The sequence below is a fragment of the Micromonospora andamanensis genome (assembly GCF_016863495.1).
Classification (GTDB): domain Bacteria; phylum Actinomycetota; class Actinomycetes; order Mycobacteriales; family Micromonosporaceae; genus Micromonospora; species Micromonospora andamanensis.
The window spans coordinates 1-20,166 of record NZ_BOOZ01000014.1 but is presented as its reverse complement, the minus strand read 5'-3'; the positions used below and the strand labels follow the sequence as shown (position 1 = coordinate 20,166).

General features: G+C 71.2%; 14 protein-coding genes. 4 read left to right on the top strand and 10 right to left on the bottom strand.

Annotated features, from left to right (window positions below; genetic code table 11):
* Positions 1-4: 4 nt before the first annotated feature.
* On the top strand, positions 5-1,264 hold the full coding sequence (locus Van01_RS13890) for a glycosyltransferase family 4 protein (protein WP_204006805.1): 1,260 nt from the start codon (positions 5-7) through the stop codon (positions 1,262-1,264).
* Here the strand turns inward: Van01_RS13890 and Van01_RS13885 are convergent.
* Positions 1,239-1,673 (bottom strand): hypothetical protein, encoded by a 435-nt coding sequence (locus Van01_RS13885; protein WP_204007192.1) that lies wholly within the window; start codon positions 1,671-1,673, stop codon positions 1,239-1,241. The two genes, Van01_RS13890 and Van01_RS13885, sit on opposite strands and share 26 nt — an antisense overlap.
* Before the next feature lie 270 nt (positions 1,674-1,943).
* The gene (locus Van01_RS13880; protein WP_204006803.1) at positions 1,944-4,376 is read right to left on the bottom strand and encodes a Tex family protein; all 2,433 of its coding nucleotides are present in this window, start codon (positions 4,374-4,376) and stop codon (positions 1,944-1,946) included.
* A gap of 62 nt (positions 4,377-4,438) precedes the next feature.
* Here Van01_RS13880 and Van01_RS13875 point away from each other — a divergent pair, with 62 nt between their 5' ends.
* Positions 4,439-5,950, top strand: coding sequence for a deoxyguanosinetriphosphate triphosphohydrolase family protein (locus Van01_RS13875; RefSeq protein ID WP_204006801.1), 1,512 nt, complete (start codon positions 4,439-4,441; stop codon positions 5,948-5,950).
* Positions 5,951-5,985: 35 nt separating this feature from the next.
* Here the strand turns inward: Van01_RS13875 and Van01_RS13870 are convergent, their stop codons facing one another.
* The 6 genes from Van01_RS13870 to Van01_RS13845 all read right to left on the bottom strand — a co-directional run bounded on the left by Van01_RS13870 (position 5,986) and on the right by Van01_RS13845 (position 13,020).
* Positions 5,986-7,134, bottom strand: coding sequence for an MBL fold metallo-hydrolase (locus Van01_RS13870; protein WP_204006799.1), 1,149 nt, complete (start codon positions 7,132-7,134; stop codon positions 5,986-5,988).
* A 50-nt stretch (positions 7,135-7,184) separates the two neighbouring features.
* Positions 7,185-8,204 (bottom strand): serine hydrolase, encoded by a 1,020-nt coding sequence (locus Van01_RS13865; RefSeq protein WP_239099064.1) that lies wholly within the window; start codon positions 8,202-8,204, stop codon positions 7,185-7,187.
* An 81-nt stretch (positions 8,205-8,285) separates the two neighbouring features.
* Positions 8,286-9,467 (bottom strand): zinc-dependent alcohol dehydrogenase, encoded by a 1,182-nt coding sequence (locus tag Van01_RS13860; RefSeq protein WP_204006797.1) that lies wholly within the window; start codon positions 9,465-9,467, stop codon positions 8,286-8,288.
* Between the two features lie 162 nt (positions 9,468-9,629).
* A complete protein-coding gene (locus Van01_RS13855) occupies positions 9,630-10,391 on the bottom strand; it encodes a succinate dehydrogenase/fumarate reductase iron-sulfur subunit (protein WP_204006795.1) in 762 nt (253 codons plus the stop codon).
* Positions 10,388-12,325, bottom strand: coding sequence for a fumarate reductase/succinate dehydrogenase flavoprotein subunit (locus Van01_RS13850; RefSeq protein WP_204006793.1), 1,938 nt, complete (start codon positions 12,323-12,325; stop codon positions 10,388-10,390). The genes Van01_RS13855 and Van01_RS13850 overlap by 4 nt, the downstream gene beginning before the upstream one ends.
* A gap of 2 nt (positions 12,326-12,327) precedes the next feature.
* Positions 12,328-13,020, bottom strand: coding sequence for a succinate dehydrogenase cytochrome b subunit (locus tag Van01_RS13845; RefSeq protein WP_272491642.1), 693 nt, complete (start codon positions 13,018-13,020; stop codon positions 12,328-12,330).
* A gap of 77 nt (positions 13,021-13,097) precedes the next feature.
* On the opposite strand from Van01_RS13845, the gene Van01_RS13840 reads away from it, so the two are divergent.
* Entirely contained in the window at positions 13,098-14,030 is a 933-nt protein-coding gene (locus tag Van01_RS13840; RefSeq protein WP_204006790.1) for a LysR family transcriptional regulator, read from the top strand.
* Between the two features lie 61 nt (positions 14,031-14,091).
* On the opposite strand, the gene hrpA is transcribed toward Van01_RS13840, so the two are convergent.
* Positions 14,092-18,159 (bottom strand): ATP-dependent RNA helicase HrpA, encoded by a 4,068-nt coding sequence (hrpA, locus tag Van01_RS13835; RefSeq protein ID WP_204006788.1) that lies wholly within the window; start codon positions 18,157-18,159, stop codon positions 14,092-14,094.
* Positions 18,160-18,626: 467 nt separating this feature from the next.
* On the opposite strand from hrpA, the gene Van01_RS13830 reads away from it, so the two are divergent.
* Positions 18,627-19,007: a cytidine/deoxycytidylate deaminase family protein gene (locus Van01_RS13830; protein WP_204006779.1), complete on the top strand. Its 381-nt coding sequence runs from the start codon at positions 18,627-18,629 to the stop codon at positions 19,005-19,007.
* 159 nt (positions 19,008-19,166) lie between these two features.
* On the opposite strand, the gene Van01_RS13825 is transcribed toward Van01_RS13830, so the two are convergent.
* Positions 19,167-20,060 carry a putative endonuclease domain-containing protein gene (locus Van01_RS13825; protein ID WP_204006777.1) on the bottom strand — a complete coding sequence of 298 codons (894 nt, stop codon included), beginning with the start codon at positions 20,058-20,060 and terminating at the stop codon, positions 19,167-19,169.
* Positions 20,061-20,166: the final 106 nt, after the last annotated feature.

Below are 20,166 nucleotides of genomic sequence, written 5' to 3'. Positions count from 1 at the left end.
GCCGATGCGGATCGGCTTGCTCACCCAGTGGTACGACCCGGAGCCGGGCCCCGCCGCGCTTCCCGGGATGCTCGCCGCTGCCCTCGCCGGTCGGGGCCACGAGGTCCAGGTGCTGACCGGTTTCCCCAACTACCCGACCGGCCGGCTCGCTTCCGGCTACCGGATGGCCCGCCGCCGCGACGAGATCGACGGTGCGACCCGGATCCGTCGGGTGGCCCTGTATCCCAGCCATGACCGCTCCGCGATGCGGCGGGTGGCGAACTATGGCTCCTTCGCCGTCTCCGCGCTTGTCTCCGGGACACCGGCGCTCCGTGGCCTGGATGCCCTCTGGGTCGGGAACTCGCCGATCAGCGTCGCCCTGCCGATGTGGTTCACCCGGTACGTGCACCGGGTGCCGGTGCTGCTGCACGTACTGGACCTGTGGCCGGACAGCGTGACAGCGAGCGGCTTCCTCGGTACCGGCCGGGCCTCGCTGATGATCGAGCGGGGGATGGCCGGCTGGTGCGGTGCGATGTACCGCAGCGCCGCTCGGGTCGCCTGCGTCTCGCCCGGTGCCGCCGATCTCCTGGCCGGCCGCGGCGTGCCCAGGGAGAAGCTCCTCCACATCCCGATGTGGGCGGATGAGACGCTGCGTACCCACGCCGGCGACCTCCGCGCGGATCTCGGGCTCCGCGCGGACCAGGTGGTGTTGGTGTACGCCGGTGCCCTCGGCGAGGCACAGGGGCTCGACTCACTTATTGACGCCTGCGCCCGCACCAGCGACCCCCGGTTCGTCTGCCTGATCGCCGGCTCCGGCACCACCGAGGACCGGCTACGCCGTCGGGCCGAGGCGGCGGGGGCGACAAACGTGCGCTTCCTCGGGCAGCTGCCCCGGGATCGGATGCCCGCGCTGATGGCCACCGGGGACGCGCACTACGTGAGCCTGCGGCGCGGTGGCATGTCCGCGTACACGATGCCGAGCAAGGTGCAGGCCACCCTCGCCGCCGGGCGCGCGCTGCTGGTCGCCGCGGAGGGCGACGCCGCAGCCGTGGCGCGCGACAGTGGTGCGGGGATCACCGCCCGGCCGGGTGACCCCGACTCGATCGCCGATGCCCTGCGGGAACTCTGCGACCTGGGCCGGGAGAAGCTGGAACTGCTCGGGCAGGCCGGACGGGTGCACTACGACCGGGTCTTCTCGGTGGCAGTCGGCGCGGAGCGGGTCGAACGGGCACTGCGCGAGGTGGTGGAGGACCCCGGGTTCAAGGCCAGTCGTCGCCGGCGTTGAGGCGTCGACGGAGCAGCGTCTCCAGCGGCAGGGACTCACCGTCACGGCCGCCGCGCCCGATCACCAGTGGTGGCGGAGACGGCTCCGGCTCGGCGCCGAACAGCAGCGAGCGCAGGCTGGCCGGCACGGTCAGCAGGTGGAATCCGCCAGCCACGTCGACCGCCCGGTGACGTGCGCGGTCGACGTACCAACCGTGCAGCCGGGTCCGGTAGCGGTACCGTCCGTCGTACGACAGGGCCACGAGGCGGGTGGTGGCCAGGCCCCGCCGCCGCGCCTCGGCGACGAAGGCGCTGACCAACGCCGCCGCCTCCACCTGCTCAGACTGTCGGCGCCGCTCCTCGGCCGCCGCGTGCGCCTGCACCGCTCGCTGTCGGGTCTCCCGCCAGTCCGGGCCGCCGTCGTTCACCACGACCCGACCGTACGCCACCAGCCGCCCGACCTCGACAGTCCCCGCTCTGCCGCCCACCCGTGTATGACCTCGGCGCCGGGCCTCCCGAGTGTGCGGGCTGAGGCCCTTTGCTCTGCTTCAACCCACGCATCGGCGGCGCCAAACCGTTGCGTCAGTTGAAGCAGAGCAAAGGGCGCGCGATGGTATGTGCCTCGGGTGGTGCCAACGGCGTGGCTGGCGGGATGGGGAACGAGACCCGCCAGCCACAGCCGTTGCTGTGGGAGGCTCGCTTCAGAGCAGGCCGGCGCGGCGCAGCGCATCGGCCATCGCGCCGTCGGCGGGCGCCGCCGCGCCGCGTCCCTGGCGCACCTGCCCGCCCTGTCCGCCACGGCCCTGCCCGCCCTGTCCGCCACGGCCCTGACCGCCCTGTCCGGTACGGCCCTGGCCACCCTGGCTGCCCCGGCCCTGGCTGCTCTGCCGGCCACGTCCCTGCTGACCCGCGTCACCCCGGCCGCCGGCACGCCCCGCGCCGGGCTCGGACTCGTCGTCCAGGCGCAGGGTCAGCGAGATGCGCTTGCGGGGTACGTCGACGTCCAGCACCTTGACCTTCACCACGTCACCGGACTTGACCACGTCGCGGGGATCTTTCACGAAGGTGCGGGACATCGCCGACACGTGCACCAGGCCGTCCTGGTGCACGCCGACGTCCACGAACGCGCCGAACGCCGCCACATTCGTGACCACGCCCTCCAGCACCATCCCCGGCGTCAGGTCGCTGATCTTCTCAACGCCCTCGACGAAGGTCGCCGTCTTGAACTCCGGCCGTGGGTCGCGGCCCGGCTTCTCCAGTTCGGCGATGATGTCGGTGACGGTGGGCAGGCCGAACGTGTCGTCGACGAAGTCGGTGGCCCGCAGCCCCCGCAGGATCGCCGACTTGCCGATGACCGAGCGCAGGTCCTGACCGGTGCTGGCCAGGATCCGGCGCACCACCGGGTACGCCTCGGGGTGCACGCTTGACGAGTCCAGCGGGTCGTCGCCGCCGGGGATGCGCAGGAAGCCCGCGCACTGCTCGAACGCCTTCGGGCCGAGTCGGGCCACCTTCTTCAGCTCGGCCCGGGTGCGGAACGGGCCGTTGGCGTCCCGGTGCAGCACGATGTTCTCGGCCAGCCCGGCACCGATGCCGGAGACCCGGGTCAGCAGCGGCGCGGAGGCGGTGTTGACGTCCACGCCGACGCCGTTGACGCAGTCCTCCACCACCGCATCCAACGACCGGGAGAGCTTCACCTCGGACAGGTCGTGCTGGTACTGCCCGACGCCTATGGAACGCGGGTCGATCTTCACCAGCTCGGCGAGCGGGTCCTGCAACCGGCGGGCGATGGAGACCGCGCCGCGCAGCGACACGTCCAGCCCGGGCAGTTCCTGCGCGGCGTACGCGGAGGCGGAGTAGACCGACGCGCCGGCCTCGGAGACCACCACCTTCGTCAGCTTCAGCTCCGGGTGCCGCTTGATCAGGTCACCGGCCAGCTTGTCGGTCTCCCGGCTGGCGGTGCCGTTGCCGATGGCGACCAGCTCGACCCCGTGCGCAGCCGCCAGCGTGGCCAGGGTGTGCAGCGAGGCGTCCCACTGCCGGCGCGGTTCGTGCGGGTAGATCGTGTCGGTGGCGACCACCTTGCCGGTGGCGTCGACCACTGCCACCTTCACCCCGGTCCGCAGGCCCGGGTCCAGCCCCATGGTGGGCCGGGCGCCGGCCGGCGCGGCCAGCAGCAGGTCCCGCAGGTTCGTGGCGAAGACCCGGACGGCCTCCTCCTCGGCCGCCTGCCACAGCCGCATCCGCAGGTCCGCGCCGAGGTGGATGAGGATCCGGGTACGCCACGCCCACCGCACCGTGTCGGCCAGCCACTTGTCGGCGGGTCGCCCCCTGTCGCTGACCCCGAACCGGCCGGCGATGGCTGCCTCGTAGCGGGTCGGCCCGGCGACCACCGCGTCGACGTCGCCCTCGGCCTCCGGGTCCATGGTCAGGTCGAGTACGCCCTCCTTCTCGCCCCGGAACATGGCCAGGATGCGGTGCGAGGGCAGCTTCGGGTACGGCTCGGCGAAGTCGAAGTAGTCGGCGAACTTCGCCCCGGCGCTCTCCTGTCCCTCGCGTACCCGGGACACCAGCCGGCCCCGCGACCACATCTGCTCGCGCAGCGTGCCGATCAGGTCGGCGTCCTCGGCGAACCGCTCGATCAGGATGGCCCGCGCCCCGTCCAGCGCGGCGGCGGCATCGGCCACCCCCTTGTCGGCGTCGACGTACGCCGCCGCCACCGAGCGGGGATCCTGGGTCGGGTCGCCGAGCAGCATGTCGGCCAGGGGCTCCAGCCCGGCCTCGCGGGCGATCTGCGCCCGGGTCCGCCGCTTCGGCTTGTACGGCAGGTAGATGTCCTCCAGGCGGGACTTCGAGTCGGCCGCCATGATCTGCGCTTCCAGGGCCTCGTCGAGTTTGCCCTGGGAGCGGATCGACTCCAGCACCGCCGCGCGCCGCTCGTCCAGCTCGCGCAGGTACCGCAGGCGCTCTTCCAGGGTGCGCAGCTGGGTGTCGTCGAGCAGGCCGGTGGCCTCTTTCCGGTAACGCGCGATGAACGGCACGGTGGCACCACCGTCGAGCAGCTCCACGGCCGCGCGTACCTGGCGCTCGGCGACGCCGAGTTCCTCGGCGATCCGCTGATGAACAGAGAGGGTCACGTTGTCGCTCCGCCTTCGGGTGTGGGTTCCGTGCTGCATTCTGCCGGGCTAACGTGGCGATCATGGAACCACCTGTGGAGCCCCGGGCGCGCCGACTCTTCGGCGGCAGCGCGCGGGCCCTCGGCGACCTGGCCACCAGCCCGTTCCGGGCCGACCGGGACCGCATCGTCGGCTCGCCGTTCTTCACCCGGCTCGGCGGCGTCACCCAGGTGGTCAGCCCGGGCGGGTCCGGGCTGCTGGTGCACAACCGGCTCACCCACAGTTTGAAGGTCGCCCAGGTGGCCCGGGCGATAGCCGAGCGGCTGACCGCCGACGGACACCAGCGCGACCTGGTGGAGAAGCTGGGCGGCTGCGACCCGGACGTGGTGGAGGCCGCCGCGCTCGCCCACGACCTCGGCCACCCGCCCTTCGGGCACCTGGGGGAGCGGGTGCTGGACCGGCTGGCCCGGCACCGGCTCGGCCTGACCGACGGGTTCGAGGGCAACGCCCAGTCGTACCGGATCGTCACCTCGACCGAGATCCGGGGCGCGGCGACCACCGGGCTGGACCTGACCGCTGCGGTGCGGGCGGCGATGTTGAAGTACCCGTGGACCCGGCTGGACCACCCCGACCCGCACCCTCGGCTGATGGATCCGCCGCCGCGCGGCGCGACCCCGCCGCCGGACGATCCGGACAGCGGCTCGGCGAAGTTCGGGGCGTACCGCACGGAGCTGGACGATCTGCGGCAGGCCCGGGCACCGTTCGCCGGCCGGATCGCCGACTGGCAGCAGACAGTGGAGGCGTCGGTGATGGACACCGCCGACGACATCGCGTACGCCATCCACGACGTGGAGGACTTCTACCGGGTCGGGGTGCTCCAGCAGGGTGCGGTGGCCGCCGAGTTGATGGCCTGGCAGCGCGAGGGCGGCCATCTGCGGGCGATCACCGACTCCGCGCTGGCCAGCTCGGCCCGCCGGCCCGGCTCGTCGATCGAGCGGCTGCGTCGCCAACTGCACCACAAGGACGCTTGGATCGCCGACGACGAGGCGTTCGCCGCCGCCGTCGAGCATGTCCGGGAGGAACTTGTCGAGGGGCTGCTCGCGTTGCCGTTCGACGGTTCGATCGAGGCGGAGCAGTACGTGGCCCGCTTCTCCGCCCGGTGGACCACCCGTTTCGTGGACGCGATCACCGTCGTTGAGCAGCCCGCCGTGCGTTCCGGGCACGTGCTGCTGGCCCCGGCCCAGTGGCACGAGGTGCAGGTGCTCAAGTTCGTGCACCACCGGTTCGTGCTGGCCCGTCCCGACCTGGCGTTGCACCAGCGTGGTCAGGCCCGGCTGCTCGACACCCTGGTCGAGGCGCTGCGGGAGTGGCTGCTCGACCCGGAGGAGGAGTCCCGGCTGCCCCGGCGGCTGCACGACCTGGTGGAGCTGGCCGAGGCGGAACTGCATCCGCGTACCCCGGACCGGATCGGCAGGGCGCGCGGCCGGGCCATCGTGGATTTCGTCGCCCAGCTCACCGACAGTCAGGCGGTGGCGATGCTGGACGCGCTCTCCGGTCGCTCCGGCGCTCTCTGGACCGACGCGTTCGTCCTCTGAGATGACCGGCTCGGGCCCGTCGGGTCACCGCCCCGTCAGGCGATGGCCTGCCACCAGCCGTCGACGGCTGGCGGGTCGTCGACCACCACCCGCTCGCCGGGGCGCGGCACGGCCAGCCGCACGTCGCGGGCCTTCGCCTCGGCCCAGAGCCGGTCCACCGGCTCGGACCAGTCGTGCAGGGCGAGGTTGAAGGTGGCCCAGTGCACCGGCAGGAACAGCCCGCCGCGCAGGTCCAGGTGGGCGGCGACCGCCTCCTCCGGGAACATGTGGATGCCCGGCCAGGCCCGGTCGTACGCACCGATCTGCATCAGCGTCACGTCGAACGGTCCGTGTGCGGCGCCGATCTCGGCGTACCCGCCGAAGTAGCCGGAGTCTCCGGTGTAGTAGACGCGGCGCTGCTCGCCGGCCACCACCCAGGAGCTCCACAGTGTGACGTTGCGCCGCAGGCCCCGGCCGGAGAAGTGCTGGGCCGCGGTGCAGGTGATCTCCAACCCGGACACCCGGTGGGTCTGTGACCAGTCCAGCTCGATGATCCGCTCCGCCGGTACGCCCCAGCGGTCGAGGTGGGCGCCGACCCCGAGCGGCACCAGGAAGGGTGCCGACTGCCGGGCGGTCAGTTCCCGCACCGTACCCATGTCGAGGTGGTCGTAGTGGTCGTGCGAGATCAGGATCGCGTCGAGGCGGGGCAGTTCGTCGAGGCGTACCGGCGGTTCGTGCAGCCGGCGCGGGCCGACAGCCGTCGAGGGCGAGCACCTGTCGCTCCACACCGGGTCCAGCAGCACCCGTCGACCCTCGATCTCGATCAGGGCGGAGGCGTGGCCGTACCAGATGACGTTCAGCTCGCGGGCCGGGTCGATACCGGTCTCGGCGGCCGGCCGCAGCAGTGGCACGGGTGCGCCGGGCCGACGTTTCTGCTTGCCGAAGAGCAGCTCACGGAAGAGGTTGCGGTCTGCGACGGGCACCATCGTGCGGGTGTCGGCCCGATTGTGGAAAAGGCCGTCCCGGAACTGTGGTGACCGGGCCGCCCGTTCGGCGCGGACGCCGGCCAGTCGACCGCCGAGCGCGGCCGGCACATTCCGCGCCGCCCAGGCCGCACCGGCGAGCCCGGCCAACGCGGCTAGGCCCGCCACCGACGTGATCCGCCGACCGGTCGTACGTCCGTTCGGCTCCTTCGGCGCCCGCATGGTCCCCCCTCGGTTGATGCCGAGTCCACGTTAGCCGCCTCCGGCCGCTCTCAGCCGCCGTTGCTGGGGCGGTACGGCTGCCTGCGGTGGGCGACGCCGGCGCCACCGAAACCGGCGGTGAGATCCATGACCCGTCGTCCCCACCGGGCCCGGGCCTGCACGGCGGGGTGGGTGGCGCCGAAGTCGTCCGCGCCGGCCTGCCCGTCGGCGAAGAGGGCGTACGTGACAAGTGGCGCACCGGCAGTGTCGAAGATCACTCCGGCTTCGTGTCGGGCGTCGACGAACCAGCCGGCCTTGGTGGCGACCCGGGCCCGTTCGGCGGAGGACATCTCCCGGCGTACCCCGTCGGTGAACGCCACAGGCGAGCGCAGCAGCCGCAGCACGAGGTCGGTCGAGGCGGGGGAGAGCAGGGTGCCGCCGACGAGCGCGCACAGCAGGTTGTGGGTCTCCCGTGGCGTGCTGGTGCCCAGGAAGAAGCGGTTCGGGTTGGCCACCGGCTGCACCTGCGTGTTCGGGAAGCCCTTGGCGACGAGGATCTGGTTGACCTCGGCGGCCGGGCAGACCAGGCCGCAGAGCCGTACCGCGGTGTCGTCGGAGACGGTCAGCAGATTCGCCAGGACGTGGCCGACGGTGACCAGGCTGGGGTAGGCGCCGTCCAGGCTGAAGATGCCGTCGCCGCCGGTCACCACTATCGCCTGGGTGACCTCGACCTGATGGTCGAGAGTGAGCAGACCCCTGTCGACCTTGTCCAGCACCGCGACCGCCACGGCGATCTTGTTGACGCTGTACGCCTCGATCCGCAGGTCCGCCGACTCGTCCACCGCGACCAACGGCTCGTCCGGGCCGGTCAGGCTGACGTACGCCTGCCAGTTGCCGCCGGCCCGGGTGCTCTCCCGCTGGAAGACGGCGGCTATGCGGGCGGCGAGCCGCTCGCGGTCGCGCGGCCCGCCGCCCGTGGCCGTCTCCCCGTCGGGGTCAGCTGCGGCGGGCACCGCGCTGCCGAACACGGTGCCGGCCGTCGCCATGGTGCCCAGGCCGAGCGCGGTCCTGCGGTCCATCCGGATGGTCACTCGTCTCTCCCGTCGGTCCCCTGGTGTGTCCAGGACACACCCTAGGCCGAAGGATCGACGGACGTGATCCCGTCGAGGGGCTCACGGGGCGAGGACGACCTTCACGCAGCCGTCCTGCTTCTTCTGGAACATCTCGTACGCCTGCGGCGCCTGCTCCAGCGGCAGCCGGTGGGTACGCAGGTCGGCCACGCCGAGCGGGTCGTCGTCGGTGAGCAGCGGGATGATCTCGTCGGTCCAGCGCCGGACGTGGCACTGGCCCATCCGCACCTGGACGCCCCTGTCGAACATCTCCATCAGCGGCAGCGGGTCGACCTCGCCGCCGTACACCCCGGAGATGGAGACGGTGCCGCCGCGCCGGACGCCCTTCAGCGCGGCCTTGAGCGCGACCAGCCGGTCCACCGCCACCTTGTCGATCATCGGCTGGGCGAGCTTGTCCGGCAGCAGGCCGGCGGCGGCCTGAGCCATCTTGCCCAGCGGCGCGCCGTGCGACTCCATGCCCACGGCGTCGATCACCGCGTCCGGCCCGCGCCCGTCCACCAGGTCGATAAGCGTGCCGGGCACGTCGTCGAGTTGGGAGATGTCGAGCACCTCCACGCCGTGCCGGCGGGCCATTTCCAGCCGCTCCGGCACCAGGTCGAGGCCGATCACCCGGTCCGCACCGAGGTGCCGGCCGATACGGGCGCAGAACTGGCCCACCGGCCCCAGCCCGAAGACCGCCAGGGTGCCGCCGCGCGGGGTGTCGGCGTACTTCACCGCCTGCCACGCGGTCGGGAGGATGTCGGAGAGGTAGAGCCACCGCTCGTCCGGGCCGTCGGTCGGCACCTTTATCGGGCCGAACTCGGCGTGCGGGACGCGGAGGAACTGGGCCTGCCCGCCCGGCACCGCGCCGTAGAGGGAGGTGTAGCCGAACAGGGCGGCTCCCTTGCCCTCGGCGGTGACCTGGGTGGTCTCGCACTGGGCGTAGAGCTGTCGCTGGCACATCCAGCAGGACCCGCAGGCGATGTTGAACGGCACCACCACCCGGTCGCCGGGCTTGAGCCGGGTCACCCCGGGCCCGACCTCCTCGACGATGCCCATCGGCTCGTGGCCGAGGATGTCACCCGGCTTGAGGTACGGCCCGAGGACTTCGTACAGGTGCAGGTCGGAGCCGCAGATGGCGGTGGAGGTGATCCGCACGATCGCGTCGGTAGGATCCTCGATCCTCGGGTCGGGCACCTCCTCGACCCGTACGTCCCGCTTCCCCTGCCAGATAAGTGCCCGCATCTCGCCCCCTCCTCGCCGCCGTCCCCAACTCTCTACCCCCAAACCGACAAACCCCACCTCCCGCATGGTTGATCATGAGGTTGACGGCAGTCTTGATCTTCAAACTGCCGCCAACCTCATGATCAACGGAGCAGGAGGTGGGGGTGGGCCGGTCGCGGCGGGTCAGGTGCCGGGGGTGTCGGCGTGGCGGGTGGTGGCGGCCAGGTAGTCGCGGTTGAGGCGGCCGATTGTGGTCAGGGGGATGCCCTTCGGGCAGACCACCGTGCACTCGCCGGCGTTGGTGCAGCCGCCGAAGCCGGCCTCGTCGTGCGCGTCGACCATGCCGATCACCCGGGTGAAGCGCTCCGGCTGGCCCTGGGGCAGCAGCGAGAGCTGGGTGACCTTGGCGGCGGTGAAGAGCATGCCCGAGCCGTTGGGGCAGGCGGCCACGCAGGCGCCGCAGCCGATGCAGGCGGCGGACTCGAAGGCGGCGTCCGCGTCGGCCTTGGCCACCGGCACGGAGTGCGCCTCCGGTGCGCTACCGGTGGGCGCGGTGACGTACCCGCCGGCAGCGATGATCTTGTCGAAGGCGTTGCGGTTGACCACCAGGTCCTTGATGACCGGGAAGGCCCGCGCGCGCCACGGCTCGATGTCGATGGTGTCGCCGTCCTTGAACTGCCGCATGTGCAGCTGGCAGGCGGTGGTACCGCGCTGCGGACCGTGCGCGTCCCCGTTGATCATGAGGCCGCACATGCCGCAGATGCCCTCGCGGCAGTCGTGGTCGAAGGCGATGGGCTCGTCGCCGGCGAGGATGAGGCGCTCGTTGAGCACGTCGAGCATTTCCAGGAACGACATGTCCGGGGAGACGTCGTCGACCTGGTAGGTCACCATCCGACCCTTGTCCTGGGGGCCGGACTGGCGCCAGATGCGCAGGGTCAGGTTCACTTGTAGCTCCGCTGCGTGGGGTGGACGTATTCGAAGTTCAGGTCTTCCTTGTGCAGCACCGAGGGCTCACCCGTGGCGGTGAACTCCCAGGCCGCCACGTACGCGAACCGCTCGTCGTCGCGCTGCGCCTCGCCCTCGGGGGTCTGGTGCTCGGCGCGGAAGTGGCCGCCGCAGGACTCCTCCCGGTGCAGGGCGTCGATGCACATCAGCTCGGCCAGCTCGAAGAAGTCGGCGACCCGGCCGGCCTTCTCCAGCGACTGGTTCAGCCCTTCGCCGTTGCCCGGCACCCGGACCCGCTGCCAGAACTCGTCGCGCAGGGCCCGGATCTCGTCGATGGCCTTGCGCAGCCCGGCCTCGGAGCGCTCCATGCCGCAGTGCTCCCACATAATCTGGCCCAGCTCGCGGTGGAACGAGTCCACGGTGCGGTCGCCGTCGATCGCGAGGAGCCGCTGGATGCGGTCCTCCACGTCGCGCCGCGCCGCCACGGCTGCCGGGTGGGTCGCGTCGACCTTCTCGAACGGGCCGGCGGCGAGGTAGTTGGCGACCGTGTTGGGCAGCACGAAGTACCCGTCGGCCAGGCCCTGCATCAGCGCCGAGGCGCCGAGCCGGTTCGCGCCGTGGTCGGAGAAGTTCGCCTCACCGATGACGAACAGGCCGGGGATCGTCGACTGGAGGTCGTAGTCGACCCAGAGCCCGCCCATCGTGTAGTGCACGGCGGGGTAGATCCGCATCGGGACCTCGTACGGGTCCTCGCCGGTGATCCGCTCGTACATCTCGAAGAGGTTGCCGTACTTGGCCTCGATGGCCTTGCGGCCCAGCCGGTCGATGGCGTCGGCGAAGTCGAGGTAGACGCCGAGCTTCGTCGGGCCCACGCCCCGGCCCTCGTCGCAGACGTTCTTCGCGGCGCGGGAGGCGATGTCCCGGGGTACCAGGTTGCCGAAGGACGGGTAGATGCGCTCCAGGTAGTAGTCCCGCTCGTCCTCGGGGATGTCCCGGGGGTCGCGGTCGTCGCCCTTGGCCTTCGGCACCCAGACCCGGCCGTCGTTGCGCAGCGACTCGCTCATCAGGGTCAGCTTCGACTGGTGGTCGCCGGAGACCGGGATGCAGGTCGGGTGGATCTGGGTGTAGCAGGGGTTGGCGAAGTACGCGCCCTTGCGGTGCGCCCGCCAGGTGGCGGTGACGTTGCAGCCCTTGGCGTTCGTGGAGAGGTAGAAGACGTTGCCGTAGCCGCCGGAGGCGAGCACCACCGCGTCGGCGAACTCCGTGGTGATCTCGCCGGTGACCATGTCCCGCACCACGATGCCCCGGGCCTTGCCGTCGACGACGATCAGCTCCAGCATCTCGTGCCGGGCGTACATCTCCACGTTGCCCAGGCCGATCTGCCGCTCCAACGCCTGGTACGCGCCGAGCAGCAGCTGCTGGCCCGTCTGGCCCCGGGCGTAGAAGGTGCGCTGCACCTGCGCGCCACCGAACGACCGGGTGTCGAGCAGGCCGCCGTACTCGCGGGCGAACGGGACACCCTGGGCGACGCACTGGTCGATGATGTTGACCGAGACCTCGGCCAGCCGGTGCACGTTCGACTCGCGGGAGCGGAAGTCACCGCCCTTGACGGTGTCGTAGAAGAGCCGGTGCACCGAGTCGCCGTCGTTGCGGTAGTTCTTGGCGGCGTTGATGCCGCCCTGCGCGGCGATCGAGTGCGCCCGGCGGGGGCTGTCCTGGTAGCAGTACGACTTGACCCGGTAGCCCTGCTCGGCGAGCGTGGCGGCGGCGGAGCCGCCGGCGAGGCCGGTGCCGACCACGATGACCGTCATCTTGCGGCGGTTGGCCGGGTTGACCAGCTTCGCCTCGAAGCGGCGACGTTCCCAGCGGGTCTCGATCGGCCCGTCGGGGGCCCTGGTGTCGGCGATCGGGTCGCCCTCGGTGAACAGATCCATGGTCAGGCCACCAATCCGGTGAGTACGGCGAACGGGACCACGAGATAGCCGGCGCAGAGCACGACGGCGAAGACCAGCGCCACCAGCCGGGCCCGCTGCTCGCCACGCGGGGTCTGCTGGCCGAGGCTGCGCAGCGCGCTGAACACGCCGTGCCGCAGGTGGAAGCCGAGCGCGACGATCGCCAGCGTGTAGAAGGCCGTGACGTACCAGCGCTCCGGGGCGAAGTCGGCGACCACGTTCGCGTACGGCCGGGACGGGTCGCCGACCGGGTTCAGCGTGCCGGTGGTCAGGTCGAGGATGTGGTAGACCACGAAGAGCAGGATGATCACGCCGCCCCAGCGCATGGTGCGGGCCGCGTAGCTGCCCCGGACCTTCTTGCGGTGGGCGTAGCGCACCGGACGGGCGGCCCGGGCGCGCAACGCCAGGACGGTGGCGGCCCAGATGTGCAGCAGCACCGCCGCCAGCAGGCCGACCCGCTGGATCCACAGGAATCCGGCGCTGGGCAGCAGGGGGACGCCGAGGTCGCGCAGCCAGTGCGCGTAGTGGTCGAACGACGTCGCGCCCGAGAAGATCTTCAGGTTGCCCAGCATGTGGGCGATGAGGAACAGCACCAGCAGGATGCCCGTCACCGCCATGACGGCCTTGAGGCCGACATTGGATCGGATGGGCGACCGCGTTCTCGTCGTGACTACCACTCGACCGACGCTAGGAGCACTTTGATCAGTCGTCCAATGCATCGACACCGCAGTCTTGATAGCCATAAGCTATGTAGATGCAGCTCCATCAGCTGAAATACTTCGTCGCGGTGGCCGAAGTACGACATTTCACCCAGGCGGCCGACATCGTGGGCATCACCCAGCCTTCGTTGAGTAAGCAAATTCACGCCCTGGAGGACACCCTCGGCGCACCTCTCTTCGAACGGGTAAGAGGCAACATCACGCTCACCGCGGCGGGGGAGGTGCTGCTGCCGCTGGCCACCCGGATCCTGGCCGACGTCGAGACCGCCACCCGCGAGGTGCAGGAACTTGTCGGCCTGCGACGCGGCCGGGTACGCCTCGGCGCCACCCCCAGCCTGGCCACCTCGCTGGCCCCGCCGGTGCTGCGCCGCTTCCGCGACGCCCATCCCACTGTCGACCTGCGGGTGGAGGAGGGTGGTTCGCAGGACCTCGTCCGGGACCTGCTCCGCGGCGACCTCGACCTGGCGTTGATCATCATGCCCGCGCAAGGCGCCGACCCGGGGCTGCGCGTCGACCCGATCCTCACCGAGAGCCTGGTGGTCGCCTCGGTGGAGCCGGTGCCGGCCGCCGACCCCGGTGCCGACCTGCGCATCACCGACCTGCGCGACCAGCCCCTGGTGATGTTCCGCGAGGGCTACGACCTGCGTGACGCCACCCTCCAGGCGTGCCGGGACGCTGGCTTCGAACCGACCCTGTCGGTCGACGGCGGCGAGATGGACGCCGTGCTCAGCTTCGTCGAGGCCGGGCTGGGCATCGCCCTGGTCCCCGGCATCGTGGTGGCCCGGCGTCCCGGCATCCGCGTCACCCGGCTCGCGCCTCCGGGCGTACGCCGCACCATCGCCGTGGCCCGCCGCCGCGACGTCGTACCCACCCACGCCGGCCGCGAACTACGCCGCATCCTCCTCGACTACGTGCACACCGCCACCACCACCGCCCAACTCCCACCCGGCGTCGAACCGCTGCCCTGACCCTTGTCGATCATGAGGTTGACGGCGGTTTTTGATCTTCAAAGTGCCGCCAACCTCATGATCAACTAGGTTGGCGGGTTTCGGCGTTGTCCATGGCGCGGTAGATGCGTTGCTCGGAGACGGGGTAGGGGGTGCCGAGGGCCTGGGCGAAGATGCTGACCCGTAGCTCCTCGATCATCCAGCGGATCTGGCGCACCGCCTCCGACGAGCGTTTCGCCGGGGGGAGCGCGGCCAGCAGTTCGTCGTACTCGCGCTGCACCACCGCGACGCGGTCCTGCTGCTGCTTGTCCCGCGCCGGGTTGCTCGGCAGCCGGTCCAGTCGACGCTCGATCGCGGTCAGGTACCGCAGCAGGTCGGGCAGTCGGGCGTACCCGGCCTCGGTGATGAATCCGGCGTGCACCAGTCCGTTGAGCTGGTTGCGGATGTCGGCCAGGGCGGCCACCACGGCCAGGTTCCGCGTCGCGCCGAGGCGCTGCTGCACCGCGTACGCGGTGGCGAGCACCGCCCGGACCCGGTCCATCACCGCCACCACCGTGTCCACCAGCTCGGCCCGGACCTTCTCGCGCAACGCGGCGAAACCCGCCTCGTCCCACGCCGGGCCGCCCGCCTCGATGACCAGCTTGTCGATCGCCGCGCCGGCCGCGTCCTCGATCAACGCCTGCACCCCGCCGTGCGGGTTGCGGGACAACGCCAGCTTCGCCTCGTTGGTCAACCGGCCTTGGAGGAACTTCGCCGGGGACGGCACGGTCAGCCGCAGCAGCCGCCGGGTGCCGGCCCAGTGGGCGGCCTCCTGCTCGGCCGGGGAGTCGAACACCTTAACGCCGACCGTGGCGCCCTCGTCCACGAGCGCCGGGTAGGCGGTCACCGCGTAGCCGGCCCGTACCTGCTCGATGGTGCGCGGCAGCGTACCGATCTCCCAGCCGGTGAGCCCCGAACGGGCCACCTCCGGCGCGGCGGCGGCCACCACCTGGCGTACCTCGGCCTTGAGCTGACGTTGCAGGGCCGGCAGATCCTTGCCCTCGGCGACCGGTTTGTCGTCGTCACCGAGCACCCGGAAGGTGACCCGTAGATGCGGTGGCAGCCTGCCCAGATCCCAGGCGTCCCTCGGCACGGTCACCCCGGTCATCCGCCGCAGCTGCCGGGTCAACGCGTCCAGCAGCGGCTCCTCGCCCGGGGTGATCGCGGCCAGCGCGGCGCGGGCGTAGTCGGGAACCGGTACGAAGTTGCGCCGTACCGGCTTCGGCAGCGACCGGATCAGCGCCACCGCCAGCTCCTCGCGCAGCCCCGGCACCTGCCAGTCGAAGCTCTCGGCGGGCATCTGGTTGAGCAACGGCAGCGGGATGTCCACGGTCACCCCGTCGGCCGGGGTGCCCGGGTCGAACGTGTACGTCAGCGGCAGTGCCACCCCCTCAGCCCGCCACTCGTCGGGGTAATCGGCCTCGTCCAGCCCACCCCGGCCCGCGTTGACAAGCAGCTCCCGGGTGAAGGTGAGCAACTCGGGCCGCTCCCGCCGGGTCGTCTTCCACCAACTGTCGAAGTGCCGCCCGGAGACCACCTCGGCCGGGATCCGCTCGTCGTAGAACTGGAAGATGGTCTCGTCGTCGACCAGGATGTCGCGCCGCCGGGCGCGATTCTCCAACTCCTCCACCTCGGTCAGCAGCCGCTGGTTGTCCCGCCAGAACTGGTGGTGGGTGGACCAGTCGCCCTCGACCAGCGCGTGCCTGATGAACAGCTCCCGGCTCAACGTCGGGTCGATCCGACCGAAGTTCACCTTCCGGGAGGTGACAAGCGGGACACCGAAGAGGGTGACCTTCTCGTACGCCATCACCGCCGCCTGCTTCTTCTCCCAGTGCGGCTCGCTGTAGCTGCGCTTGACCAGGTGCTGGGCGAGCGGCTCGACCCACTCCGGCTCGATCCGCCCGTTCACCCGCCCCCACAGCCGGGAGGTCTCCACCAGCTCGGCGGCCATCACCCAGCGAGGTGGCTTACGGAACAACGCCGAACCCGGGAACAGGGCGAACTTCGCCCCGCGCGCCCCCAGGTACTCGTGCTTCTGCGCGTCCTTGAGGCCGATGTGCGACAGCAGACCGGGCAGCAGCGACTGGTGCACCTTGGGTGTGTCGATCTCCTCCGGCAGGTCCGCGCCGGCCTGGCGCCGCCCGCCGCCGTCGGGCGCGTCGTCCGCGCCGCCTCGCCGGCCGCGTCCCCGGCCGGTGGCTTCAGCGGTACGCAACACCTGCCGCAACTGACTGACGATGTCCTGCCACTCGCGGACCCGCAGGTAGTTGAGGTACTCGGCCCGACACATCCGCCGGAACGCGCTGGAGGAGAGCGCCCGCTGCTGCTCCCGCAGGTACCGCCACAGATTGAGGTACGCGACGAAGTCGGACTCCTTGTCCGCGAACCGGGCGTGCGCCTGGTCGGCCTGGGCCTGCTTGTCCGCCGGCCGCTCACGCGGATCCTGGATCGACAGGGCCGCGGCGATCACCATCACCTCGGTGGCGCAGCCGTTGCGTTCGCCCTCCAGCACCATCCGGGCCAGCCGGGGGTCGACAGGCAGCTGGGCCAGCCGCCGACCGAGCGTGGTGAGCCGCTTCGTCGGCTCGGTCTCGGCCGGGTCGATGGCACCCAACTCGTGCAGCAGGTTCACGCCGTCGGTGACGTTGCGACGGTCCGGTGGGTCGATGAACGGGAAGGCGGCGATGTCACCCAGGCCGATGGCGGTCATCTGGAGGATGACCGAGGCCAGGTTGGTCCGCAGGATCTCCGGGTCGGTGAACTCGGGGCGGGAGTCGAAGTCCTGCTCGTCGTAGAGCCGGATGCAGATGCCGTCCGAGGTACGCCCGCAGCGGCCCTTGCGCTGGTTGGCGCTGGCCTGGGAGACCGGCTCGATCGGCAGCCGCTGGACCTTCAGCCGCTGCGAGTAACGGGAGATCCGGGCGGTGCCGGGATCCACCACGAACTTGATGCCGGGCACGGTCAGCGAGGTCTCCGCCACGTTCGTGGCCAGCACCACCCGGCGGCCGGCGTGCGGGGCGAAGACCCGGTGCTGCTCGGCGACGCTGAGTCGGGCGTACAGCGGCAGGATCTCGGTGCCGAGCAGCGACCGCTTGTTCTGCACCAGCTTGCCCAGCGCCTCGGCGGTGTCCCGGATCTCCCGCTCACCGCTGAGGAAGACCAGGATGTCGCCCGGCCCCTCGGCGGCCAGTTCCTCGACGGCGTCCCCGATGGCCTGGATCTGGTCGCGGACGTTCTCCTCGTCGGCGTCCTCCTCGTCGCCGTCGGCGACCTCGACGAGCGGCCGGTAACGCACCTCCACCGGGTAGGTCCGGCCGGAGACCTCCACCACCGGCGCCGGCTCGCCGTCGGGATGCTCGGCGGTCGGTGGGCCGGCGAAGTGCCGGGCGAACCTGTCGGTCTCGATCGTCGCCGAGGTGATGACCACCTTGAGGTCGGGACGGCGGGGCAGGAGCTGCCTGAGGTACCCGAGAATGAAGTCGATGTTGAGGCTGCGCTCGTGCGCCTCGTCGATGATCAACGTGTCGTACTGGCGCAGCATCCGGTCGGTCTGCAACTCGGCCAGCAGGATGCCGTCGGTCATCAACTTGACCAGGCTGTTCTCGCCCACCTGATCGGTGAAGCGCACCTTGTAGCCGACCACGTCACCGAGCTCGGTCCCCAACTCCTCGGCGATCCGGTCGGCCACCGTACGCGCGGCCAACCGCCGGGGCTGGGTGTGACCGATCAGCCCGCTGATGCCACGTCCCAGCTCCAGGCAGATCTTCGGCAACTGGGTGGTCTTTCCCGAGCCGGTCTCACCCGCCACGATCACCACCTGGTGGTCGCGGATCGCCGCGGCGATGTCATCCTTGCGCTCGCTGACCGGCAGACTTGCCGGGTAGACGATTGTCGGGACCGCGGCTTTCCGCCGCTCCAGCCGGACCTCCGCCGCGGCCGTCTCGGCGACGATCTCCGCCAGCACCGATTCGCGTCGCCTCGGGTCGCGGAGCTTCCGCAGCCCGTCGAGTCGACGGCGCAGGTGACGCTGGTCGCGGAACATCAGCGGGGACAGGCGACGCTGCAACTCCCGAACGGGATCGGTCGCGGCGGTTGAGGCTGGATTCTGCATGTCGTGGCCAAGGATAGGCAGCCGCTGCCCGGTCCGCCTCCTGGTTACCCGCGCCCTGCTCCGGCCCTGCTCCGGCCGGGCCTGCCTGCTCCGGCCGGGCCTGCCTGCTCCGGCCGGGCCGGGCTGGGCCGGCTCCGGGTAGGTCCGAAACCGGGCGGGCGATGTCCAGGCGGTGCGGCGGCGGCGAGTCGAGGTGGCCGGATCGGGCTGGCCGCGCAGTGGAGCCCGGGCTGGGCTGGACGGGGCTGATCGCGATGGGGCGTCCGGGCCTGGTCGGTCGCGCGGTGGTGTGTGCGGCCTGAGGCTGGCCGCCCGGGCCCCCTTTGCTCTGCTTCACCCGGCGCAACGGTTGCGGCGTCGAGTCGATGCGTGGGTTGAAGCAGAGCAAAGGAGGCGGTGCGGTGGCACCAGCACGGCGGAGGTCTATCGTTGGGCGCCGAACTGGGGAGCGGAACACGGGGACGCCGATGACGATGCGGGACACCGACCGGGCACTGGTGCAGGCTGCCAGCGCGGTGGCAAAGCTGCGTTGCCGCAGCGCAGCCCACACTCTCGCGACGGCGGCCCGTACCGCCGATGGTCGGGTGATCTCCGCCGTCAATGTGGTGCACGTGGCCGGCGGAGCGTGCCCTGAGACGATCGCGGTCGGCACCGCCGCCACGCAGGGCGTGGGTGAGCTGGAGACGATCGTCACGGTCGGCGACCGGGGCCGGTCGATCGTCACCCCCTGCGCCGCCTGCCGGCAGCTCCTGACCGACCGCTATCCGGCCTTACGCGTCATCGTCGGCAACCCCGAGGATCCGAAGGTCCTGCCCGTCACCGACCTGACCCCACCCACCCCCCACTAGCCTGCCCTGCTCACACCACCTGATCCGCGGGCGGCGTGTGCAACTTCGGGGACAGTGTCCCCTCGACACGATCTGAGGCGGCAGTTTCCCCGAAGCTGCCGTCTGTAGTTGTGCCGCCCGCGCTTGTGCCCGTTCGGGGTTGCGCATGGGGTGGTGGGATCAGCGGGTGCGGGTGCGGAGGGCCTGGCGAAGTTCGGCGAGGAAGCCCTCGAAATCCTCGCGGAGCCGTTGGGCGGTCACGTGCAAGACGATCCAGTCCTCGCCAAGCAGACGGTTGAGGCGTCGCCGGTCGCGATGGAGCTGCCGCGGGTCGTCGTGCCAGAGCCCGTCGTACTCGACCGCGATCTTCAACTCCGGCCAGGCGAGGTCGACCCGGGCGATGAACCTGCCGTCGCGTTCGACCACGAACTGGGTGACTGGCCGACGAACACCGGCCAGCACGATCCGCACCCGCAGCCGCGACTCCTGAGCCGACTCCGCGCCCGGGTCGGCCAGCTGCGCCACCCTGAGCATGCGTTTCCAGCCCCGGGCACCGCGACGGCGGTCCGCCATCTCCCTCAACTCATCGGCGCGCACCAGTCGTTGACCGAGCAACCGGTCCACCACGACCACGGCCTCCTCCGGATCCAGCCACCGGGCCAGGTCCCAGCAGGTGCGTAGCGGGGTGGTGACCGGTATGCCGGAGAGCGACAGCACATCGGCCTCGGCGACCTCGCCGGTGTGCACCACCAGACCGGCGACCGGCCCGAAGCGGAGACCTGAGGGTACGAGGATGTCGAGCGGTTCGGCGTCCCCGATTAACCCGGCACCGAACAGCGCGGCGGCGCTCCGACCGGCGATCGCCGCACCGGGTGGAAGCACCCACCGCGCCGCGGCCAGGCACCGGGTGCGGTGCGAGATCGTGAGCTGTGCGTCGGCGTACACGTCCCGGAAGACCGGTCGCCACGCCCTGCTGCGTAGCTCACCCCGGGTCAGTATTCCTCGGGCCACAGCACGGGAACCACGGAAGACGCGCCCGCGCAGTTGCGGCGGACGCCGAGCAGATCTGGCCATGCCGTCCACCATGGACGACCGCAAGCACCGCCCGCCGCCCCTGTGGATAACCCGCCACCCCGCCCACCCCACCACTTCGACGAGGCGCTACTGGACAAACAACTTC

What these genes read in the sequence shown, in the direction of transcription:
- Van01_RS13840 (WP_204006790.1), top strand. Translation starts at nt 13,098, where the DNA reads ATGCAGCTCCATCAGCTGAAATACTTCGTCGCGGTGGCCGAAGTACGA.
- Van01_RS13860 (WP_204006797.1), bottom strand. Translation starts at nt 9,467, where the DNA reads ATGCGGGCACTTATCTGGCAGGGGAAGCGGGACGTACGGGTCGAGGAG.
- Van01_RS13890 (WP_204006805.1), top strand. Translation starts at nt 5, where the DNA reads ATGCGGATCGGCTTGCTCACCCAGTGGTACGACCCGGAGCCGGGCCCC.
- hrpA (WP_204006788.1), bottom strand. Translation starts at nt 18,159, where the DNA reads ATGCAGAATCCAGCCTCAACCGCCGCGACCGATCCCGTTCGGGAGTTG.
- Van01_RS13850 (WP_204006793.1), bottom strand. Translation starts at nt 12,325, where the DNA reads ATGGATCTGTTCACCGAGGGCGACCCGATCGCCGACACCAGGGCCCCC.
- Van01_RS13825 (WP_204006777.1), bottom strand. Translation starts at nt 20,060, where the DNA reads ATGGCCAGATCTGCTCGGCGTCCGCCGCAACTGCGCGGGCGCGTCTTC.
- Van01_RS13870 (WP_204006799.1), bottom strand. Translation starts at nt 7,134, where the DNA reads ATGCGGGCGCCGAAGGAGCCGAACGGACGTACGACCGGTCGGCGGATC.
- Van01_RS13830 (WP_204006779.1), top strand. Translation starts at nt 18,627, where the DNA reads ATGACGATGCGGGACACCGACCGGGCACTGGTGCAGGCTGCCAGCGCG.
- Van01_RS13875 (WP_204006801.1), top strand. Translation starts at nt 4,439, where the DNA reads ATGGAACCACCTGTGGAGCCCCGGGCGCGCCGACTCTTCGGCGGCAGC.